Source organism: Pseudomonas sp. HS6 (assembly GCF_023375815.1).
Lineage (GTDB): Bacteria > Pseudomonadota > Gammaproteobacteria > Pseudomonadales > Pseudomonadaceae > Aquipseudomonas.
Genome location: NZ_CP067412.1, coordinates 4,539,400 through 4,557,493 on the forward strand (window position 1 = coordinate 4,539,400; position 18,094 = coordinate 4,557,493).

Sequence of the window (18,094 nt, forward strand, 5' to 3'; positions counted from 1 at the left end):
GACACAGCACCGTGACATGCGCTCGACCGAGCCATGTGCAATGAAAAAAGATTAGTTGAGGGAGAAGGACTTACAACGAAAAACGCCGCGAACAGTCGCGGCGTCTGGCAAGGCGGAGATCAGAAAATCAGGCGAACGTATCGATGATCGTACCGAGCATTTCATCGGAAGCCTTGGCGACTTTCGTGCCCAGCTCCACTTGAAACTTGCCCTGGGCCATCTCGGCCATCGCACTGCCCGGATCCATTTGCTGGCTGCGATCCACACCACGCAAGCGATCGATCTGGGCTTCGGAAGACTGGCTGGTGACCGAGCGCTCGATGGTGTTGTTGGCGATCTGGCTGGCGGCCTGATCGACACGGTTCTGCCCGGTCTGGATACTGCTCAGACCTGCATAAAAAGCTGTGTTTCCGGAGATTTCCATGGGAGCTCTCATCCTTGGGAAGGATCAATGGGTGCCATTGAACCAGAGGCGTCAGAAAAACACCCGTCAAAAACACTAATGGCACAGTGCCTTGTCATAGCCAAAATCAGTCGAGCAGATCCAGTTGCAAATGCTCAGCGACTGCTTCGGCGCTGACCGCCTTGAGCTTGGGCACCCGCCCCAGACATGGCGCCGGAATCCGCTCGGCCAGTGTCGCCAGATTTTCTTCCAGCCTCGAGGTCTTCGGATCAATGATGTTCGCCACCCATCCCGCCAATTGCAGCCCGTCCCTGGCAATCGCTTCAGCCGTCAACAGTGCATGGCTGATACAACCCAGGCGCACACCCACCACCAGAATCACCGGCAGATTCAGCGCAATAGCCAAGTCCGACAGATTGTCCTGATCCGCCAACGGCACCCGCCAACCGCCCGCGCCTTCAATCAATGTGAAGTCGGCGTTCATGGCCAGAATCTCGCGCATCGGCGCCAGCAACGATTGCACAGTCAGCGCCACGCCAGCCTCACGAGCCGCCAGATGCGGCGCGATGGCCGGTTCGAACGCCACCGGATTGACCTGTTGATAAGTCAGTGGCAAAGAGCACTCGGCCTGCAACGCCAAGGCATCGGAATTGCGCAGCCCCTTGGGCGTCACGACACAACCCGAGGCTACCGGTTTGCCCGCCGCCGTACTCAACCCTGCTGATCTGGCGGCATGCAGCAACCCGGCGGCAACAGTCGTCTTTCCGACGTCAGTGTCGGTTCCGGTGATGAAATAGGCTGCGCTCATAAGGGTTTCTCCAACACGGCGTAGACCACCTGATAAGTCGCCGGCAGGCCCAGCGGCTGACGGAACTGCTCGTAGGCTTCGACCAGCCCCAGAATCCGTGCCCGACCGGTCAATCCGCCCGGCCGACCGGGGTTCAGGTTATGCGCGCCCAGTGCCTTGAGTTCGTGCGTCAGGCTGCGCACATCCGGGTAATGCAGCACATGCGGCCGTTTTTCCAGACTGACCGTACGCAGACCACTGGCCGCGCACAATTGCTCATACCGGGCGAATTCGCGGAAGCGGTTGACGTGCACCAGGCCATCGACCTGACGCCAACTGTCGCGCAATTCGTACAGCGTCCCTACACAAAGACTAGCAAACGCGAAAATCCCACCCGGTTTCAGCACCCGGAAGGCTTCGCCGAGCACCGATTCGAAGTCCGCACACCACTGCACGGCGAGGCTGGAGAAAATCAGATCGCAGGTCGAATCCTGCAACGGTAAACGTTCGGCATCGCCAGCAATAAAGTGCATGGCCCCACCCAACGGCCGCGCGTGATTGAGCATGCCCTCCGCGATATCCAGCGCCAGCCCCTCACCAAATCGCTCGGCCAGCGCCCGGGTGAAATAGCCAGTGCCACAGCCGAGGTCCAGCCAGCGCGGCGGTAGAAAATCCACCGGCAGACGATTCAGCAACTGCGTGCCGACATCACGCTGCAACTCGGCGACGCTGTCGTAGCTGGCCGCTGCACGGGAAAACGAAGCCGCTACCTGGCGCTTGTCAGGCAAGCCGCCGGGCAGCGCCGCGAGAGACAAATCAGTCATCACCACACTCACTTAAAAACGCCTGGATCGCACCGGCCACACCGTGGGGGTCTTCCAGAAGAAACGCATGGCTGGCCTGCTCGATCAGCCCGACCTCGACATCCGCCAGCAAGGCGAATAACTCGCCCGCAGCTTCCGCCGGCACCAGCCCGTCCAGCCCGGCAAACAAATGCAATTGCGGGCCTCGAAACACCTGCAAGGCATTGCGCGTATCGATCTGCGCCAACAACTCCAGACCCGCCATCAGCGCCGCCGATGAAGTGTTCGGCGCACCGCCCAACAACAGTCGCGACAAACCGCGAGAGTCTTGCGCACCCTGAGCACACAGCAACGAAAAACGCTTGAGGGTCTGACGCGGATCAGCACTGCAACCGGCCAGAAACGCATCGAAGGTTTCCCCCGGCATTGCGCTCGGCCATTGCTCATGGGCAACAAAAGAAGGATTGCTCGCCAGCGTCAGCAAGCCGCAGCAATGTTCGCCACGCCGCGCCGCCAACTCGCTGGCCAACATCCCGCCCAGCGACCAGCCACCGAGCCATACGTCCTGGGGAATGCGCTCATCGAGTTCCTCGAGCCAGTCCGCAGGATCGCTGGATTCCAGCTCCGGCAACGGTTCGATTTCGACTGTCAGGTGTTCGTCGAGCCCACGCAGCGCAGCCGCCAAAGGTTCCAGCGGGGAAACACCGAGGCCCCAGCCGGGGAGCAGAATCAGTCGATCACGCATGGCTTGGCTCCGATTTCAGTTGGGCAAAGCAATCGGCCAGTCCTTCTAACAATAGTTGCACCTGCGCCTCGCTGTGGGCGGCGGTCAGGGTGACCCGCAGCCGAGCGCTGCCGGCAGGCACAGTCGGCGGGCGGATCGCAGTGACCATCAGCCCACGTTCGCGCAGCATCTGCGACAAACGCACGGCGAGGCCGGCATCGCCAATCATGATTGGCTGAATCGGCGTGAAGCTGTCCATCAGCTCCAGACCGATCTGTTCGGCGCCGTGGCGGAACTGGCGGATCAGCGTCTGCAAATGCGCGCGACGCCAGTGTTCACTACGCAGTAGTTCCAGACTTTTCAAGGTTGCGCAGGCCAGCGCCGGTGGCTGGCTGGTGGTGTAGATGTACGGACGGGCGAACTGGATCAGGCTTTCGATCAGCTCTTCACTGCCGGCGACAAACGCGCCCGCCGTGCCGAACGCTTTGCCGAGAGTGCCAACCAGCACCGGCACGTCCTCTAGGCTCAAACCGAAATGCTCGACGATCCCGCCACCGTTAGCCCCCAGCGGGCCGAAACCATGGGCATCATCGACCATCAGCCACGCGCCTTTGGCCTTGGTTTCCCGGGCCAGCGCGGGCAGGTCGGCGAGGTCGCCGTCCATGCTGAACACGCCGTCGGTGACCACCAGCGTATTGCCGGTGGCTTTCTCCAGACGCTTGGCGAGACTGTCGGCGTCGTTGTGCAGGTAGCGATTGAACCGCGCGCCAGACAACAGTCCGGCATCCAGCAACGACGCATGATTGAGCCGGTCTTCCAGCACCGTATCACCCTGCCCGACCAGCGCCGTGACCGCGCCGAGGTTGGCCATGTAACCGGTGGTAAACAACAAGGCACGCGGCCGTCCGGTGAGATCCGCCAAAGCCTCTTCAAGCGCATGATGCGGGCCACTGTGGCCGATCACCAGATGCGAGGCACCGCCGCCGACGCCCCACTTCGAAGCACCAGCGCGCCAGGCTTCGATCACTTGCGGATGATTGGCCAGGCCCAGGTAATCGTTGTTGCAGAACGCCAGCAACGGCTGACCGTCGACCATCACTTCCGGCCCCTGGGGGCTCTCAAGCAACGGTCGCTGGCGATAGAGATTTTCGGCACGACGGGCAGCAAGGCGTGCGGCGAGATCGAAAGACATGCAAGCCTCACGGGTAGCAAATGAATCAGCAGGCGCTGCCCGAGGCAGCGCCTGAGAAGAACGGGCGATCAGACCGCCGCGTTGTAGAACTGCTCGCTGCTCTTCTGCTCCACCAGCGCCTGCTCGATGGCAGCCTGATGCACTTCATCGGCATGTTCTTCGCGGGCTTCTGGCTGAATGCCCAGACGCGCAAACAGCTGCATGTCCTTGTCGGCCTGCGGGTTGGCGGTGGTCAGCAGTTTGTCGCCGTAGAAGATCGAGTTGGCGCCGGCGAAGAACGCCAGGGCCTGCATCTGCTCGTTCATCGCTTCGCGGCCGGCGGACAGACGCACGTGGGATTGCGGCATCAGGATCCGCGCCACGGCGAGCATGCGGATAAAGTCGAACGGATCGACGTCATCGGCGTTTTCCAGCGGCGTGCCGGCGACTTTCACCAGCATGTTGATCGGTACCGATTCCGGATGCTCCGGCAGGTTGGCCAGCTGAATCAGCAGGTTGGCGCGGTCATCGAGGGACTCGCCCATGCCGAGAATGCCACCGGAGCAGATCTTCATGCCGGCATCGCGCACGTAGGCCAGGGTCTGCAAACGCTCGCTGTAAGTACGGGTGGTGATGATGCTGCCGTAGAACTCCGGCGAGGTGTCGAGGTTGTGGTTGTAGTAGTCGAGTCCGGCCTTGGCCAGCGCTTCGGTCTGATCCTGATCGAGACGACCGAGGGTCATGCAGGTTTCCAGGCCCATGGCCTTCACACCTTCGACCATCTTCAACACGTAGGGCATGTCCTTGGCCGACGGGTGTTTCCACGCCGCGCCCATGCAGAAACGGGTCGAACCGATGGCCTTGGCGCGGGCAGCCTCTTCGAGGACCTTCTGCACTTCCATCAGCTTTTCTTTTTCCAGACCGGTGTTGTAGTGACCGGACTGCGGACAGTATTTGCAATCTTCCGGGCAGGCGCCGGTCTTGATCGACAGCAGGGTGGAAACCTGGACGCGGTTGGCGTCGAAATGCGCGCGGTGCACCGTCTGGGCCTGAAACAGCAAGTCGTTGAATGGCTGAACGAAGAGTGCTTTGACTTCGGCCAAAGACCAGTCGTGACGCAGGGTGGCAGTGGTGCTGGCGCTCATGGGCGATTCCTTGGTTATGCTTGGCTTGCGCCTGGGGAAACGGAATACCCACAGGCACGACACGGATGTTCGGCATATTTAAGGAAGAGCCATGCACTGTCAACCACATCAAGATAGACCGGTTTACATCTGGTTAAATAACAACCAACGCTGTTTGTTGTGCGATGAACCGGCGGAAGCCGAAACACCCCTCTGCGTGGCCTGCGAAACCGAACTGCCCTGGCTGGGTGATCAATGCGTGACATGTGCCTTGCCGCTGCCCGCTGCGGGCCTGACGTGCGGCGGCTGCCTGAAGGATCCGCCCGCCTTCGAACACGTGGCGGTGCCCTGGTCCTACGGCTTCCCGGTGGACAGCCTGATCACCCGCTTCAAGCACAATGCGAAATGGCCGTTTGGCCGCCTGCTCGGCGATGTTCTCGGACAATTCCTGCAACATCGCTTCGATGAAGGCCTGCCACGCCCGGATGCCTTGTTACCGATACCGTTGGCGAACAAGCGTCTGCGCCAACGTGGATTCAATCAGGCGGCAATGCTGGCGCGGTGGCTCGGCAAGCAACTGGATCTTCCCTGTGAAGAAAATATCCTGCGCCGAATTCAGGACACCAGCGCCCAGCAGGCACTCGATGCCAAGGCGCGCAAACGCAATCTGCGCAATGCCTTCGAACTTTTGCCAGACGCCCACATACAAGGTCGGCATCTGGCCTTGGTGGATGATGTGCTGACCACCGGCGCCACCGCCCAGGCATTGGCCCGGCTGCTGGTGGACGCGGGTGCCACGCGGGTCGACGTCTACTGCCTGGCCCGAACACCGAAACCTGGCGACGCGGCTTGACTCACACGCGCCAAGCGGCCAACTTCCTCCACCATCACCCCAGCACAAAGCACCCGACATGTCCTTGCCTTCCCTGTTGTCCCAGCACATCGTCCGCCGCCCGCAGCGCATCGCCCTGCTGCAACACATTGCCGAACAGGGCTCGATCACCCGCGCCGCCAAAAGCGCGGGCCTGAGTTACAAGGCGGCGTGGGACGCCATCGATGAGTTGAACAATCTCGCGCAAAAGCCGCTGGTCGAGCGGGCTGTCGGTGGCAAGGGCGGCGGTGGCGCCAAGCTTTCCAGCGAAGGTGAACGAGTGCTGCGTCTGTATCAGAAGCTGCAAGCCTTGCAGGCGCAGGTGCTGGAAGCTGCCGAAGACGCCAGCGATCTGGATCTGCTGGGCCGCTTGATGCTCCGGACCAGCGCCCGCAATCAACTGCACGGCAAAGTCGTCAGCATCGAGCATCAAGGCCGCAATGACCTGATCCATCTCGAACTGGCCGAAGGTCTGTGCATCGATGCGCAGATCACCCACGACAGCACCGTGCATCTGGAGCTGCAACCGGGTACCGAAGTGGTGGCATTGATCAAGGCCGGTTGGCTGGAATTGCTGGGGCACGATCAGCCTGCAACATCCGGTCACAATCTTCTGAGCGGCACCCTCGAAGCCATTCTCGATGCCGAGGACGGCCCCAGCGAAGTGCGCATCGCCCTGCCCAATGGCCAGACACTCTGCGCCCTGGCTGAGCCGCTGCACCTGCGCACGAATGGACTGACCCTCGAACAACCGGTGCAAGTGCAGTTTTCGCCGTCCAACGTGCTGATCGGCACACCGCTTTAGCACGCGCTCCTGCAACAAAAGCGTCATCGCCTCTCATTAAGGTGGCTGCCAAAACCAAGCAGGGAGCCTGATGTGAGCCTATTAGAAGAAAACCAATCCACTGACCTGGAAAAAATGGTCGGCCTGAGCCGTCGCGGTTTCATCGGTGCCGGCGCGTTGTGCGGCGCGGCGATGTTCCTCGGGGGCAGCCTGTTGAGCCGCAGCGCGCTGGCCACCGGTGTCAGCGCCGGCAACAGCCGTCTGCTCGGCTTCGACAGCATTCCGGCCGCCACCACCGACGTCATCAGCCTGCCCAAGGGCTACAAGTCGTCGGTGCTGATCAGCTGGGGTCAGCCCCTGCACAAGAACGGCCCGGCCTTCGACCCGAGCGGCAACGGCACCGCGGCTGCACAGGAAGTGCAGTTCGGCGACAACAACGACGGCATGAGCCTGTTCGCCTTCCCGGACGACAAGAATCGCGCCCTGATGGCGATCAACAACGAATACACCAACTACCGCTACCTCTACCCCCATGGCGGCCAGCCGCAATCGGCGGAAGACGTGCGCAAGGCGCTGGCCTGCGAAGGGGTGTCGGTGATCGAAGTGGCACGCAAGAACGGCCAATGGCAGTTCGTTCAGGGCTCGCGCTACAACCGTCGCATCCACGGCAACTCGCCACTGCGCATCAGCGGCCCGGCGGCCGGCCATGAGTTGATGAAGACCAGCGCCGACAAGCACGGCAAGAAAGTCCTCGGCACCTTCCAGAACTGCGCCAACGGTAAGACGCCGTGGGGCACTTACCTGACCTGTGAAGAGAATTTCACCGACTGCTTCGGCAGCAGCAACGCCCAGCAACAGTTCGACCCGGCGCAGAAGCGCTACGGCGTCTCGGTCGCCAGTCGCGAGATCAACTGGCACCCGTTCGATCCGCGCTTCGACATGGCGAAGAACCCGAACGAGCTCAACCGTCACGGCTGGGTAGTGGAAATCGACCCGTTCGACCCGCAATCGACCCCGGTCAAACGCACTGCCCTCGGTCGCTTCAAACACGAAAACGCCGCCCTGGCCGAGACCGACGACGGTCGCGCCGTGGTGTACATGGGCGACGACGAACGCGGCGAGTTCATCTACAAGTTCATCAGCCGCGACCGCATCAACCACCGCAACACGAAAGCCAACCGCGACATCCTCGATCACGGCACCCTGTACGTGGCGAAATTCGATGCGGGCGACGGCAACCCCGACCACCCGAAAGGCCAGGGCCAGTGGATCGAGCTGACCCACGGCAAGAACGGCATCGACGCCAGCAGCGGTTTTGCCGATCAGGCTGAAGTGCTGATCCACGCGCGACTCGCCGCCAGTGTGGTCGGCGCCACGCGCATGGATCGCCCGGAATGGATCGTGGTCAGCCCGAAAGACGGCCAGGTTTACTGCACCCTGACCAACAACGCCAAACGCGGCGAAGACGGGCAACCGGTGGGCGGGCCGAACCCTCGCGAGAAGAACGTCTACGGGCAGATCCTGCGCTGGCGCACCGACCGCGACGATCACGGTTCGAAGACCTTCGCCTGGGATCTGTTCGTGGTGGCCGGCAACCCGGGCGTGCATGCCGGCACGCCGAAGGGCGGTTCGTCGAATATCACCCCGCAGAACATGTTCAACAGCCCGGACGGCCTCGGCTTCGACAAGGCTGGCCGACTGTGGATTCTCACCGACGGTGATTCGAGCAACGCCGGGGACTTCGCCGGAATGGGCAACAACCAGATGCTCTGCGCCGATCCCAAGACCGGGGAGATTCGCCGGTTCATGGTCGGGCCGATCGGTTGTGAAGTCACCGGGATCAGTTTCTCGCCGGATCAGAAAACCCTGTTTGTCGGGATTCAGCATCCGGGCGAGAACGGCGGTTCGACCTTCCCCGAGCACTTGCCGAACGGCAAGCCGCGCTCTTCGGTGATGGCGATTACCCGTGAGGATGGCGGGATCGTCGGCGCCTGATACGGCGGCACTCAGATCGTTCCCGAGCTCTGCGCGGGAACGATCACACTCAAGACAGCCTGTCTGCGCTACCATGCTGGGCCGGACGCGGCAGCCTGCTGCGCGCAGGAGTCAGCATGGCCCACCCGTTTGAAACCCTCACCCCAGACCTCGTGCTCGATGCCGTCGAAAGCATTGGTTTTCTGAGCGACGCGCGCATCCTGGCGCTCAACAGTTACGAAAACCGCGTCTATCAGGTCGGCATCGAAGACTCCGAACCGCTGATCGCCAAGTTCTATCGCCCACAGCGCTGGACCAACGAAGCCATTCTCGAAGAACACCAGTTCACCTTCGAACTGGCCGACGTCGAGATCCCGGTGGTGGCGCCACTTATCCACAACGGCCAGACCCTGCACGAACATGCCGGTTTCCGTTTCACCCTGTTTCCCCGTCGCGGTGGCCGGGCGCCGGAGCCGGGCAATCTCGATCAGTTGTATCGTCTCGGTCAGTTGCTGGGGCGCATTCATGCCGTCGGCGCAACGCGCCCGTTCGAGCACCGCGAAGCACTGGCCGTGCAGAACTTCGGCCATGCGTCGCTGACCACTTTGCTGGAAGGCAACTTCATCCCCAAAAGCCTGCTGCCGGCCTACGAGTCCGTCGCCCGCGATCTGCTCAAGCGTGTGGAAGATGTCTACGCTGCCACGCCGCATCAGAACATCCGCATGCACGGCGACTGCCACCCCGGCAACATGATGTGCCGCGACGAGATGTTCCACATCGTCGACCTTGACGACTGCCGCATGGGCCCGGCCGTGCAGGACATCTGGATGATGCTCGCCGGTGACCGACAGGAATGCCTCGGACAACTGTCGGAGTTGATGGACGGCTACAACGAATTCCACGATTTCGACCCGCGTGAACTGGCGCTGATCGAACCGCTGCGCGCCCTGCGCCTGATGCATTACAGCGCCTGGCTGGCCCGACGCTGGGACGATCCGGCATTCCCTCACAGTTTTCCGTGGTTCGGCACGGAACGCTATTGGGGGGATCAGGTGCTGGCGTTGCGTGAACAATTGGCGGCGTTGAATGAAGAGCCGTTGAAGCTTTTCTGACACGACACGTCTATACAACTGCCCGTACAATCACTGCTTTGTTAGCTGCCTAAGCAAGGATTTTGCATGCAAGCCGCCAATCCGCGTCGCGGGTACATTCTGGGCCTGAGTGCCTACATCATCTGGGGATTGTTCCCGCTCTACTTCAAAGCCATCGCCGAAGTGCCGGCGGTGGAGATCATCATTCACCGAGTTTTGTGGTCGGCGCTGTTTGGTGCGTTGTTACTGATGGTCTGGAAGCACCCGGGCTGGTGGCAGGAGCTGCGCGACAATCCAAAACGCCTGGCGATTCTTGCGCTGAGCGGCACCTTGATCGCGGCCAATTGGCTGACCTACGTCTGGTCGGTGAACAATGGCCGGATGCTGGAAGCGAGCCTCGGTTACTACATCAACCCATTGGTGAACGTGTTGCTGGGCATGCTGATCCTTGGCGAACGCCTGCGGCGCATGCAGTGGCTGGCGGTAGGTCTGGCGGCGGTCGGCGTCGCTCAGCAGGTGTGGCAGGTCGGCAGTCTGCCGTGGGTGTCGTTGGTGCTGGCACTGACCTTCGGTTTCTACGGGCTCATCCGCAAGCAGGCGCCAGTCAAGGCACTGCCGGGACTGGTGGTGGAAACCTGGATGCTGGTGCCGATCGCCGTTGCATGGTTGCTGTTCAATCCAGCCGCCACCAGTGCGCAGGCTGAGTTCTGGACTACCTCCGAAGCCTGGTGGCTGGTGGCGGCGGGCCCGGTGACGCTGGTGCCGCTGGTCTGCTTCAACGCTGCCGCGCGGCATCTGCCTTACACCACACTCGGCTTCCTGCAATACCTGGCGCCTACCCTAGTGCTGCTGCAGGCGGTGCTGCTGTTCGGTGAGCACTTGTCGTCGAGTACGCTGATTGCCTTCATGTTTATCTGGGCCGGTCTGGCGGTGTACAGCGTCGATGCGTGGATGAGCCTGCGCCGCCGTAGCTGATCAAAAAACGCACAAACCTCCACAGGCCATGGTTCTCGTGGCCTGTGTCGTTCCTTCCCAAGGTTATCCACAGCGTGATCCCCGCCGTTTGTGCGCAAGTCACTGAATGCTGGCGGTTTTTTGATCAATCTTCGCCAACCCACGGCGGACGTGGCCTGGCGGTCAGTCTCTACAGGTTATCCACAGGCAGGTGCACGTTTAAACTGGATAACCCGATCCGTCTTCACAGGTCGGTGCGCAGCACCAATTCCACCATCAAGTCATCGGCCAGGGTTTCCAGGCGCGATTGCAGCACGTCCAGCGACAGGGTCAGCGGCACCGCCAGAATCGCCTCGGCGTGAAACAGCGGCTCGCTGCTCATCGGCGCCGGACGCACTTCGGTCACCAGCCGTTCGAGGTTCACACCCTGCTCGCTCAGCAGCCGGGTGATATCCCGCACGATGCCCGGACGATCATTGCCCACCAACTCCATGGCGATCGGCTTCCAGGTGCAGGCCTGCTCGATTCCGCTTTCGGCCACCAGCACACGAATGCCCTGCGCCGACAGCGCTTGTAAGGCATCGACCAATTCGTCGTAAGCCTCCGCCGGCACACCGACTCGCAGAATCCCGGCGAACTGCCCGGCCATCCGCGACATGCGGCTTTCCAGCCAGTTGCCACCGTGTTCGGCGATGCATTGGGCGATGCGCTCGACCTGCCCGGGCTTGTCCGGTGCAAAGACGGTGAGTACGAGGTGATCCATGGCGCAGCCCTCTTGTCATGACTTTTGTTATAGAAAAACAAGTATAGGCAAGCGTTCGACAGACGCCTCAGACGCTCGAAATCACAAATCGTGTACAACTTTTTATATTTAGCTGGAACAATCCATTGGTTTTTTGAGAACATCCCGTTCCGTGCCGTGACCGCAATGCGTCATGGGGTCGCAGAACGACGTAATTAGTCTGATTTTCACAACCGCAACTCATCATGTAGTATGCCGCAGCGCGCACTACATAACGCTGGATCGATGTCTGCCCAAGGCACGTTCGCAACCCTGAAAGCCCCGTCAGCAAGGCCCCCAAGCCGTTGATTGGTCCCAGCCCAGCCGCCAGCGATGGCATGTACTGGTCGAGGGGTTTGTGGTTTAAATGGCCAGAGGCTTCATTGTCAAATTGAAGAGCTGAAAAGCGAAATAGCTGAGCAGAGTGAGGCAAGCAATGACTGAACACGTTCAAGTCGGTGGCCTGCAGGTCGCCAAAGTCCTGTTCGACTTCGTGAACAACGAAGCCATTCCCGGTACCGGCCTCACCGCCGACAAATTCTGGGAAGGTGCCGACAAGGTCATTCACGACCTGGCGCCGAAGAACAAAGCCCTACTCGCCAAACGCGATGACTTCCAGGCCCGTGTCGACGGCTGGCACCAGAGCCGTGCCGGTCAACCACACGACGCCGTGGCCTACAAAGCCTTCCTGCAAGAGATCGGTTATCTGCTGCCAGAAGCGGCTGATTTCCAGGCAACGACGCAAAACGTCGATGACGAAATCGCCCGTACCGCCGGCCCGCAACTCGTGGTTCCGGTGATGAACGCCCGCTTCGCCCTCAACGCCTCGAACGCCCGCTGGGGTTCGCTGTACGACGCCCTGTATGGCACCGACGCCATCAGCGAAGCCGGCGGCGCGGAAAAAGGCAAAGGCTACAACAAGGTACGTGGCGACAAAGTCATCGCCTTCGCCCGTGCATTCCTCGACGAAGCGGCACCACTGGCGGCCGGCTCCCACGTCGATTCCACCGGTTACAAGATTGCTGACGGCAAACTGGTCGTCACCCTCAAGGGCGGCAGCAACAGCGGCCTGCGCAACGATGCGCAACTGATCGGTTTCCAGGGCGATGCCTCGGCTCCGATCGCGATCCTGCTGAAAAACAACGGCCTGCATTTCGAAATCCAGATCGATGCCAGCACCCCGGTCGGCCAGACCGATGCCGCCGGCGTCAAAGACATCCTGATGGAAGCGGCGCTGACCACCATCATGGACTGCGAAGACTCCGTGGCTGCCGTCGATGCCGACGACAAGGTTGTGATCTACCGCAACTGGCTGGGCCTGATGAAGGGTGACCTGGCGGAATCGGTTTCCAAGGGCGGCCAGACCTTCACCCGCACCATGAACCCGGATCGCACCTACACCAAGGTCGACGGCAGCGAACTGACCCTGCACGGTCGCTCGCTGTTGTTCGTGCGCAACGTCGGTCACCTGATGACCATCGACGCGATCCTCGACAAGCACGGCAACGAAGTGCCGGAAGGCATCCTCGACGGTCTGGTGACTTGCCTGGCGTCGATGCACAACCTGAGCGGCAACACCTCGCGCAAGAACACCCGCACCGGTTCCGTCTACATCGTTAAACCGAAGATGCACGGCCCGGAAGAAGCGGCGTTCACCAACGAGCTGTTCGGTCGTATCGAAGACGTGCTGGGCCTAAAGCGCAACACCCTGAAAGTCGGGATCATGGACGAGGAACGCCGTACCACGGTCAACCTCAAGGCCTGCATCCAGGCGGCCAGCGAGCGCGTGGTGTTCATCAACACCGGTTTCCTCGACCGTACCGGCGACGAAATCCACACCTCCATGGAAGCCGGCCCGATGGTGCGCAAGGCTGACATGAAGGCTGAGAAGTGGATCGGCGCCTACGAGAACTGGAACGTCGATATCGGTCTGAGCACCGGCCTGCAAGGTCGTGCGCAAATCGGTAAAGGCATGTGGGCGATGCCCGACCTGATGGCGGCGATGCTCGAACAGAAAATTGCTCACCCGCTGGCCGGTGCCAACACTGCCTGGGTTCCGTCGCCAACGGCTGCTGCGCTGCACGCGCTGCACTACCACAAGGTTGACGTGTTCGCCCGTCAGGCCGAGCTGGCCAAACGTGCCCGTGCTTCGGTCGATGACATCCTGACCATCCCGCTGGCGATCAACCCGAACTGGACCCCGGAGCAGATCAAGAACGAACTGGACAACAACGCCCAGGGCATTCTCGGCTACGTGGTGCGCTGGATCGATCAGGGCGTGGGTTGCTCGAAAGTGCCGGACATCAACGACGTCGGCCTGATGGAAGACCGTGCAACGCTGCGTATCTCCAGCCAGCACATCGCCAACTGGCTGCGCCACGGTGTCGTCACCGAAGCGCAAGTGATGGAAAGCCTCAAGCGCATGGCGCCGGTGGTGGACCGCCAGAACGCCAACGACCCGCTGTACCGTCCGCTGGCCCCGAACTTCGACAGCAACATCGCCTTCCAGGCAGCCGTCGAACTGGTCATCGAAGGCACCAAGCAGCCGAACGGCTACACCGAGCCGGTCCTGCACCGTCGTCGTCGCGAGTTCAAGGCTGCCAATGGCCTGTAACCCGCGCTGATGCCGGACATGAAAAAGCCCTGATCTTTTGATCAGGGCTTAATTTTAAGAGTTAAACATTAAGATGGCAGAAGAAACCACCGCGAACACTTACTTTGCTCTCACCATAAAGCGGAATAAAACGAACGTCGAGGGCGCCATATTTTGTTTTGCCGCCATCACTAACAGCCACATACGCAGCACCATACCAAATACTTTGTTGTAGTTCCCCACTCTCATCAATGTACGAAATATGCATATCCCCAAGGTCATTAAACCTATAAAAGCCATCTGCCAGCTTAGAATGAAACAATAACAAAACCTCCTCCCGACCTTGGCCTTTCACAACAACGTGATCTGCCCCTCCTGACCAGTCAGTCGTGACTTGCTCCGTTTCGAATGGATGTTCATCTCCATTGATAGCAACTATAAGAGACGCGCCACCTGTAAAAGGCGCCAGCGACTGATCCGTATTTTCTTGTACGTTAATAATGTTCTTACGTGCTTTATCAAATTCAACTTTACTGTCCATGACAATCACCAAGTTCAGAGTTAATGGAGGGCGGCATATCAATTAATGCCACCTCAACAATTGGATACTCGCGACTGGCTTTCGTCTACTGTCATATTTGACAGGTAAAGCTGAGATTCCGACGAATGGAATCTCTGGTTATGTGTTCATTCCCAATTCATGTCGAACAAGAACAAGCAACTTCGCCGTATCAATAGGCTTGAGCAAAAAATCCACCACACTCAAATGCATCGCCGCGATCGCATCCTTCACGTCGGCATCACCCGAGACAATGATGATCGGCATCGCCGCCCGTACCGATTCCCGCACCTGCCGAATCAGCTCCAACCCGCCGACATGCCCCATCCGCAGATCCGTGATCACCAGACCGATGGAAGGTTTTTCCTCGATCATCTTGAGCGCGGACTCGCCGCTGGCTGCCGTCATGCAACGAATGCCGTCCAGTGCCAGGATCTCCGACAGCAGCTCGCGGGCATCCTTGTCGTCGTCAACGATCAGTACCCGCTGCGGCGGCAGGTCGGGTTCCAGCATGACGGCGCTGAGCGCTTCCCGCTCGGCGTCGCTCAAAATATCGTGGTCGGACATGGCGTTCTCTACGTTTTCAAATCGATCCCCTGGCACTGTGGTCAGACATCGCTGGGCAGAGCTTCAATGTGCACTTCGTCGGATTTTTTTCCAAGGGGCGATTCAGTGAATTTCCGACTGTTTTTGTAGGGCATCTCCGAAAACTACCCAACGGCATGTCAAACCTAGACTTACGTCCAATGGGCACCCCGCGCGATGGGGTCGACCATGGTTGCAACGATCCAATAACAACAATTCGAAAAAGACTGCGGTAATGGTTATGAGTAAAGCGGACGCCTTCACCCAGGCAGGGAAAACCGCGGTGTTGCAGAACATCCAGGGCACGTTGCAATTCCTCCAGCGCTTCCCCCCTTTCAATCAGATGGAGCACGCCCACCTGGCCTATCTGGTGGAGCAATGCCAACTGCGCTTCTACGGTCAGGGCGAGAGCATCATCAAACCCGCCGACGGGCCGGTCGAACACTTCTATATCGTCAAACAGGGGCGGGTGGTCGGCGAGCGGCCGCACACGGCCAAGGGCGGCACCGAAACCACGTTTGAAATCACCACCGGCGAGTGTTTCCCCCTCGCCGCACTGCTGGGTGAACGGGCTACCCGCACCGAACACCTGGCCGGCGAAGACACCTTCTGCCTTCAACTGAACAAACTGGCGTTCATCAAGCTGTTCGCCCTCTCCAACACCTTCCGCGACTTCGCCCTGCGCGGGGTCAGCAGCCTGCTCGATCAGGTCAACCAGCAAGTCCAGCAGAAAGCCGTGGAAACCCTCGGCACCCAGTATTCGCTGAACACCCGCTTGGGCGAATTGGCGATGCGCCATCCGGTGACTTGCAGCCCGAACACCCCGCTGCGCGAAGCAGTGAAGCTGATGCACGAGCAACAGGTCGGCAGCATCGTCGCAGTGGATGAGCACAAGGCGCCGCTGGGGATTTTCACCCTGCGCGACTTGCGACATGTGGTGGCTGAGGGCGTTGGCGATTTCAGCGAATCGATTGAGCGCCACATGACGCCCTCGCCGTTCTATCTGTCGCCGGATCACAGCGCCTTCGATGCCGCGATCGCGATGACCGAGCGGCATATCGCTCACGTCTGCCTGGTCAAGGATCAACGCCTCTGTGGCGTGGTTTCCGAGCGTGATCTGTTCTCGCTGCAACGGGTCGATCTGGTGCACCTGGCACGGACCATCCGCAGCGCCCAGCGGGTTGAACAACTGGTGACCCTGCGCGGCGAGATCGGCCAACTGGTGGAGCGCATGCTCGCTCACGGCGCGTCTTCGACCCAGATCACCCACATCATCACCCTGCTCAACGATCACACCGTGTGCCGGGTGATCGAACTGACTCTCGCCGAGAAAGGCGACCCCGGCGTGCCGTTCAGCTGGCTGTGCTTCGGCAGCGAAGGCCGGCGCGAACAGACCCTGCACACCGATCAGGACAACGGTATTTTGTTCGATGCGCGGGATGCGGCCCATGCGGCGGAAATTCGCGGCAAGTTGCTGCCCATCGCCCAGCAGATCAATAACAGCCTGGCGCAGTGCGGCTTCACCCTGTGCAAGGGCAACGTCATGGCCGGCAACCCTCAACTGTGCCTGTCCCGCGCCGAATGGGCCCGGCGTTTTGCCGCATTCATTCGTGAGGCGACGCCGGAGAACCTGCTGGGCTCAAGCATCTATTTCGATCTGCGCGTGGTCTGGGGCGATGAACAGGGTTGCGAGCAATTGCGCCGGGGGATTCTTGATCAGGTCGGCGACAATCGTTTGTTCCAGCGAATGATGGCCGAGAACGCCTTGCGCAACCGCCCGCCGGTGGGGCGGTTCCGTGAATTCGTGCTGACCCGCAAGAACGGCGAGAAAGCCACGCTGGACCTGAAGATCCAGGGCCTGACGCCGTTTGTCGACGGTGCCCGCTTGCTGGCACTGGCCAATGGCATCGACGCCAACAACACCCTCGAACGCTTCCGCCAACTGGTGGAGAAAGAAGTCATCGACCGACTGGATGGCGCCGCGTACGAAGAGGCGTATCACTTTATCCAGCAGACGCGCATGCAGCAGCATCAACTGCAGACCCGGGAAAACCTGCCGTATTCGAACCGGGTCGATCCCGACAGCCTCAATCATCTGGACCGGCGCATCCTGCGTGAATCCCTGCGCCAGGCCCAACGCCTGCAAAGCAGCCTGACCTTGCGGTATCAGCTATGAGCCTGTTCTCGTGGCTGCGTCCGGCCGGCCCGGTATTGCCGGACGAACTGCAACAACGCCTGACGAAACTGCCGGCAATCGGCGAACTGAACGAATGCAGCCTGCGCGAACAGCGCTGGGTAGTGCTGGACCTGGAAACCACCGGGCTCAACCTGAACAAGGACCGGGTGCTGTCGATTGGCGCAGTGGTGATCGAGGACGGCGCCATCGACTTCAGCCAACAGTTCGAACGCACCCTGCAATGTCGCGAACTCAAACTCAGCCCCAGCGTGTTGATCCACGGGCTGGGGCCGAATGCGATTGCTGCTGGCAGCGAGCCGGCCGAGGCATTGCTCGAACTTCTGGAGTTTATTGGCGACAGTCCGGTGCTGGCGTTTCATGCGCCGTTCGATCAGCACATGCTGGGCCGGGCAGTGAAAGAACATCTGGGCCACAAGTTGCAGCAGGTGTTTCTCGATGTCGCCGACATTGCGCCGCTGGTTTGCCCCCAGGCGCAGATCCGCGAGGCGGGGCTGGATGAGTGGATCGGCTGGTTCAAGCTCGAAGTGTTCGAGCGCCACCACGCCAGCGCCGACGCACTGGCCACGGCAGAGCTGGCATTGATTCTGTTCAGCCGGGCGCGTCAGCAGCAGATTCACAGCCCATTGAGTTTGCAGCAACGCCTTGGCCAGTGGAGGCGCCGTCAGCAGACGCATTCGTTCTGAGCCCCGGGTT

At 60.6% G+C, this 18,094-nt stretch carries 17 protein-coding genes; 8 read left to right on the plus strand and 9 right to left on the minus strand.

The genetic code is table 11. The features are described from left to right. Positions 1-127: 127 nt before the first annotated feature. The 6 genes from JJN09_RS20505 to bioB form a co-directional block, all read right to left on the minus strand. Positions 128-424: a pyrroloquinoline quinone biosynthesis protein PqqE gene (locus tag JJN09_RS20505; protein ID WP_085731685.1), complete on the minus strand. Its 297-nt coding sequence runs from the start codon at positions 422-424 to the stop codon at positions 128-130. A gap of 106 nt (positions 425-530) precedes the next feature. Further along, positions 531-1,211 carry a dethiobiotin synthase gene (gene bioD / locus JJN09_RS20510; RefSeq protein WP_249483364.1) on the minus strand — a complete coding sequence of 227 codons (681 nt, stop codon included), beginning with the start codon at positions 1,209-1,211 and terminating at the stop codon, positions 531-533. Continuing rightward, positions 1,208-2,014, minus strand: coding sequence for a malonyl-ACP O-methyltransferase BioC (bioC, locus tag JJN09_RS20515; RefSeq protein ID WP_249483366.1), 807 nt, complete (start codon positions 2,012-2,014; stop codon positions 1,208-1,210). The genes bioD and bioC overlap by 4 nt, the downstream gene beginning before the upstream one ends. After that, the gene (locus JJN09_RS20520) at positions 2,007-2,738 is read right to left on the minus strand and encodes an alpha/beta fold hydrolase (protein WP_249483367.1); all 732 of its coding nucleotides are present in this window, start codon (positions 2,736-2,738) and stop codon (positions 2,007-2,009) included. Before JJN09_RS20520 ends, bioC begins: the two co-directional genes overlap by 8 nt. Further along, positions 2,731-3,909 (minus strand): 8-amino-7-oxononanoate synthase, encoded by a 1,179-nt coding sequence (gene bioF, locus JJN09_RS20525; RefSeq protein ID WP_249483369.1) that lies wholly within the window; start codon positions 3,907-3,909, stop codon positions 2,731-2,733. Before bioF ends, JJN09_RS20520 begins: the two co-directional genes overlap by 8 nt. A 68-nt stretch (positions 3,910-3,977) precedes the next feature. Next, positions 3,978-5,033 (minus strand): biotin synthase BioB, encoded by a 1,056-nt coding sequence (bioB, locus tag JJN09_RS20530; RefSeq protein ID WP_085731680.1) that lies wholly within the window; start codon positions 5,031-5,033, stop codon positions 3,978-3,980. A 91-nt stretch (positions 5,034-5,124) separates the two neighbouring features. On the opposite strand from bioB, the gene JJN09_RS20535 reads away from it, so the two are divergent. The 5 genes from JJN09_RS20535 to rarD all read left to right on the plus strand — a co-directional run bounded on the left by JJN09_RS20535 (position 5,125) and on the right by rarD (position 10,707). Continuing rightward, entirely contained in the window at positions 5,125-5,865 is a 741-nt protein-coding gene (locus JJN09_RS20535; RefSeq protein ID WP_249483370.1) for a ComF family protein, read from the plus strand. A 58-nt stretch (positions 5,866-5,923) separates the two neighbouring features. Then, complete coding sequence (locus JJN09_RS20540; protein WP_249483371.1) at positions 5,924-6,688, plus strand: TOBE domain-containing protein; 765 nt, start codon at positions 5,924-5,926, stop codon at positions 6,686-6,688. Between the two features lie 72 nt (positions 6,689-6,760). Further along, positions 6,761-8,662 (plus strand): PhoX family phosphatase, encoded by a 1,902-nt coding sequence (locus JJN09_RS20545; protein WP_249483372.1) that lies wholly within the window; start codon positions 6,761-6,763, stop codon positions 8,660-8,662. A gap of 116 nt (positions 8,663-8,778) precedes the next feature. Continuing rightward, on the plus strand, positions 8,779-9,753 hold the full coding sequence (locus JJN09_RS20550) for a serine/threonine protein kinase (RefSeq protein ID WP_249483373.1): 975 nt from the start codon (positions 8,779-8,781) through the stop codon (positions 9,751-9,753). A 66-nt stretch (positions 9,754-9,819) separates the two neighbouring features. After that, positions 9,820-10,707, plus strand: a complete 888-nt coding sequence (gene rarD, locus JJN09_RS20555) for an EamA family transporter RarD (RefSeq protein ID WP_249483375.1) — start codon at positions 9,820-9,822, stop codon at positions 10,705-10,707. A 223-nt stretch (positions 10,708-10,930) separates the two neighbouring features. Here the strand turns inward: rarD and JJN09_RS20560 are convergent, their stop codons facing one another. Further along, entirely contained in the window at positions 10,931-11,449 is a 519-nt protein-coding gene (locus JJN09_RS20560) for a glycine cleavage system protein R (RefSeq protein ID WP_011336250.1), read from the minus strand. Between the two features lie 454 nt (positions 11,450-11,903). On the opposite strand from JJN09_RS20560, the gene JJN09_RS20565 reads away from it, so the two are divergent. Further along, the gene (locus JJN09_RS20565; protein ID WP_249483376.1) at positions 11,904-14,081 is read left to right on the plus strand and encodes a malate synthase G; all 2,178 of its coding nucleotides are present in this window, start codon (positions 11,904-11,906) and stop codon (positions 14,079-14,081) included. Between the two features lie 61 nt (positions 14,082-14,142). Here the strand turns inward: JJN09_RS20565 and JJN09_RS20570 are convergent, their stop codons facing one another. Both JJN09_RS20570 and JJN09_RS20575 read right to left on the minus strand, forming a co-directional pair. Next, positions 14,143-14,601, minus strand: a complete 459-nt coding sequence (locus JJN09_RS20570; RefSeq protein WP_249483378.1) for a hypothetical protein — start codon at positions 14,599-14,601, stop codon at positions 14,143-14,145. Positions 14,602-14,739: 138 nt separating this feature from the next. Next, positions 14,740-15,186: a response regulator gene (locus JJN09_RS20575; protein ID WP_249483380.1), complete on the minus strand. Its 447-nt coding sequence runs from the start codon at positions 15,184-15,186 to the stop codon at positions 14,740-14,742. Between the two features lie 253 nt (positions 15,187-15,439). Between JJN09_RS20575 and JJN09_RS20580 the strand changes: the two genes are divergently transcribed. Continuing rightward, positions 15,440-17,380, plus strand: coding sequence for a putative nucleotidyltransferase substrate binding domain-containing protein (locus tag JJN09_RS20580; protein WP_249483382.1), 1,941 nt, complete (start codon positions 15,440-15,442; stop codon positions 17,378-17,380). Next, positions 17,377-18,084: a PolC-type DNA polymerase III gene (locus tag JJN09_RS20585; protein WP_249483384.1), complete on the plus strand. Its 708-nt coding sequence runs from the start codon at positions 17,377-17,379 to the stop codon at positions 18,082-18,084. Before JJN09_RS20580 ends, JJN09_RS20585 begins: the two co-directional genes overlap by 4 nt. Positions 18,085-18,094 lie beyond the last annotated feature (10 nt).

What these genes read in the sequence shown, in the direction of transcription:
- JJN09_RS20505 (WP_085731685.1), bottom strand. Translation starts at nt 424, where the DNA reads ATGGAAATCTCCGGAAACACAGCTTTTTATGCAGGTCTGAGCAGTATC.
- bioD (WP_249483364.1), bottom strand. Translation starts at nt 1,211, where the DNA reads ATGAGCGCAGCCTATTTCATCACCGGAACCGACACTGACGTCGGAAAG.
- bioC (WP_249483366.1), bottom strand. Translation starts at nt 2,014, where the DNA reads ATGACTGATTTGTCTCTCGCGGCGCTGCCCGGCGGCTTGCCTGACAAG.
- JJN09_RS20520 (WP_249483367.1), bottom strand. Translation starts at nt 2,738, where the DNA reads ATGCGTGATCGACTGATTCTGCTCCCCGGCTGGGGCCTCGGTGTTTCC.
- bioF (WP_249483369.1), bottom strand. Translation starts at nt 3,909, where the DNA reads ATGTCTTTCGATCTCGCCGCACGCCTTGCTGCCCGTCGTGCCGAAAAT.
- bioB (WP_085731680.1), bottom strand. Translation starts at nt 5,033, where the DNA reads ATGAGCGCCAGCACCACTGCCACCCTGCGTCACGACTGGTCTTTGGCC.
- JJN09_RS20535 (WP_249483370.1), top strand. Translation starts at nt 5,125, where the DNA reads ATGCACTGTCAACCACATCAAGATAGACCGGTTTACATCTGGTTAAAT.
- JJN09_RS20540 (WP_249483371.1), top strand. Translation starts at nt 5,924, where the DNA reads ATGTCCTTGCCTTCCCTGTTGTCCCAGCACATCGTCCGCCGCCCGCAG.
- JJN09_RS20550 (WP_249483373.1), top strand. Translation starts at nt 8,779, where the DNA reads ATGGCCCACCCGTTTGAAACCCTCACCCCAGACCTCGTGCTCGATGCC.
- rarD (WP_249483375.1), top strand. Translation starts at nt 9,820, where the DNA reads ATGCAAGCCGCCAATCCGCGTCGCGGGTACATTCTGGGCCTGAGTGCC.
- JJN09_RS20560 (WP_011336250.1), bottom strand. Translation starts at nt 11,449, where the DNA reads ATGGATCACCTCGTACTCACCGTCTTTGCACCGGACAAGCCCGGGCAG.
- JJN09_RS20565 (WP_249483376.1), top strand. Translation starts at nt 11,904, where the DNA reads ATGACTGAACACGTTCAAGTCGGTGGCCTGCAGGTCGCCAAAGTCCTG.
- JJN09_RS20570 (WP_249483378.1), bottom strand. Translation starts at nt 14,601, where the DNA reads ATGGACAGTAAAGTTGAATTTGATAAAGCACGTAAGAACATTATTAAC.
- JJN09_RS20575 (WP_249483380.1), bottom strand. Translation starts at nt 15,186, where the DNA reads ATGTCCGACCACGATATTTTGAGCGACGCCGAGCGGGAAGCGCTCAGC.
- JJN09_RS20580 (WP_249483382.1), top strand. Translation starts at nt 15,440, where the DNA reads ATGGTTATGAGTAAAGCGGACGCCTTCACCCAGGCAGGGAAAACCGCG.
- JJN09_RS20585 (WP_249483384.1), top strand. Translation starts at nt 17,377, where the DNA reads ATGAGCCTGTTCTCGTGGCTGCGTCCGGCCGGCCCGGTATTGCCGGAC.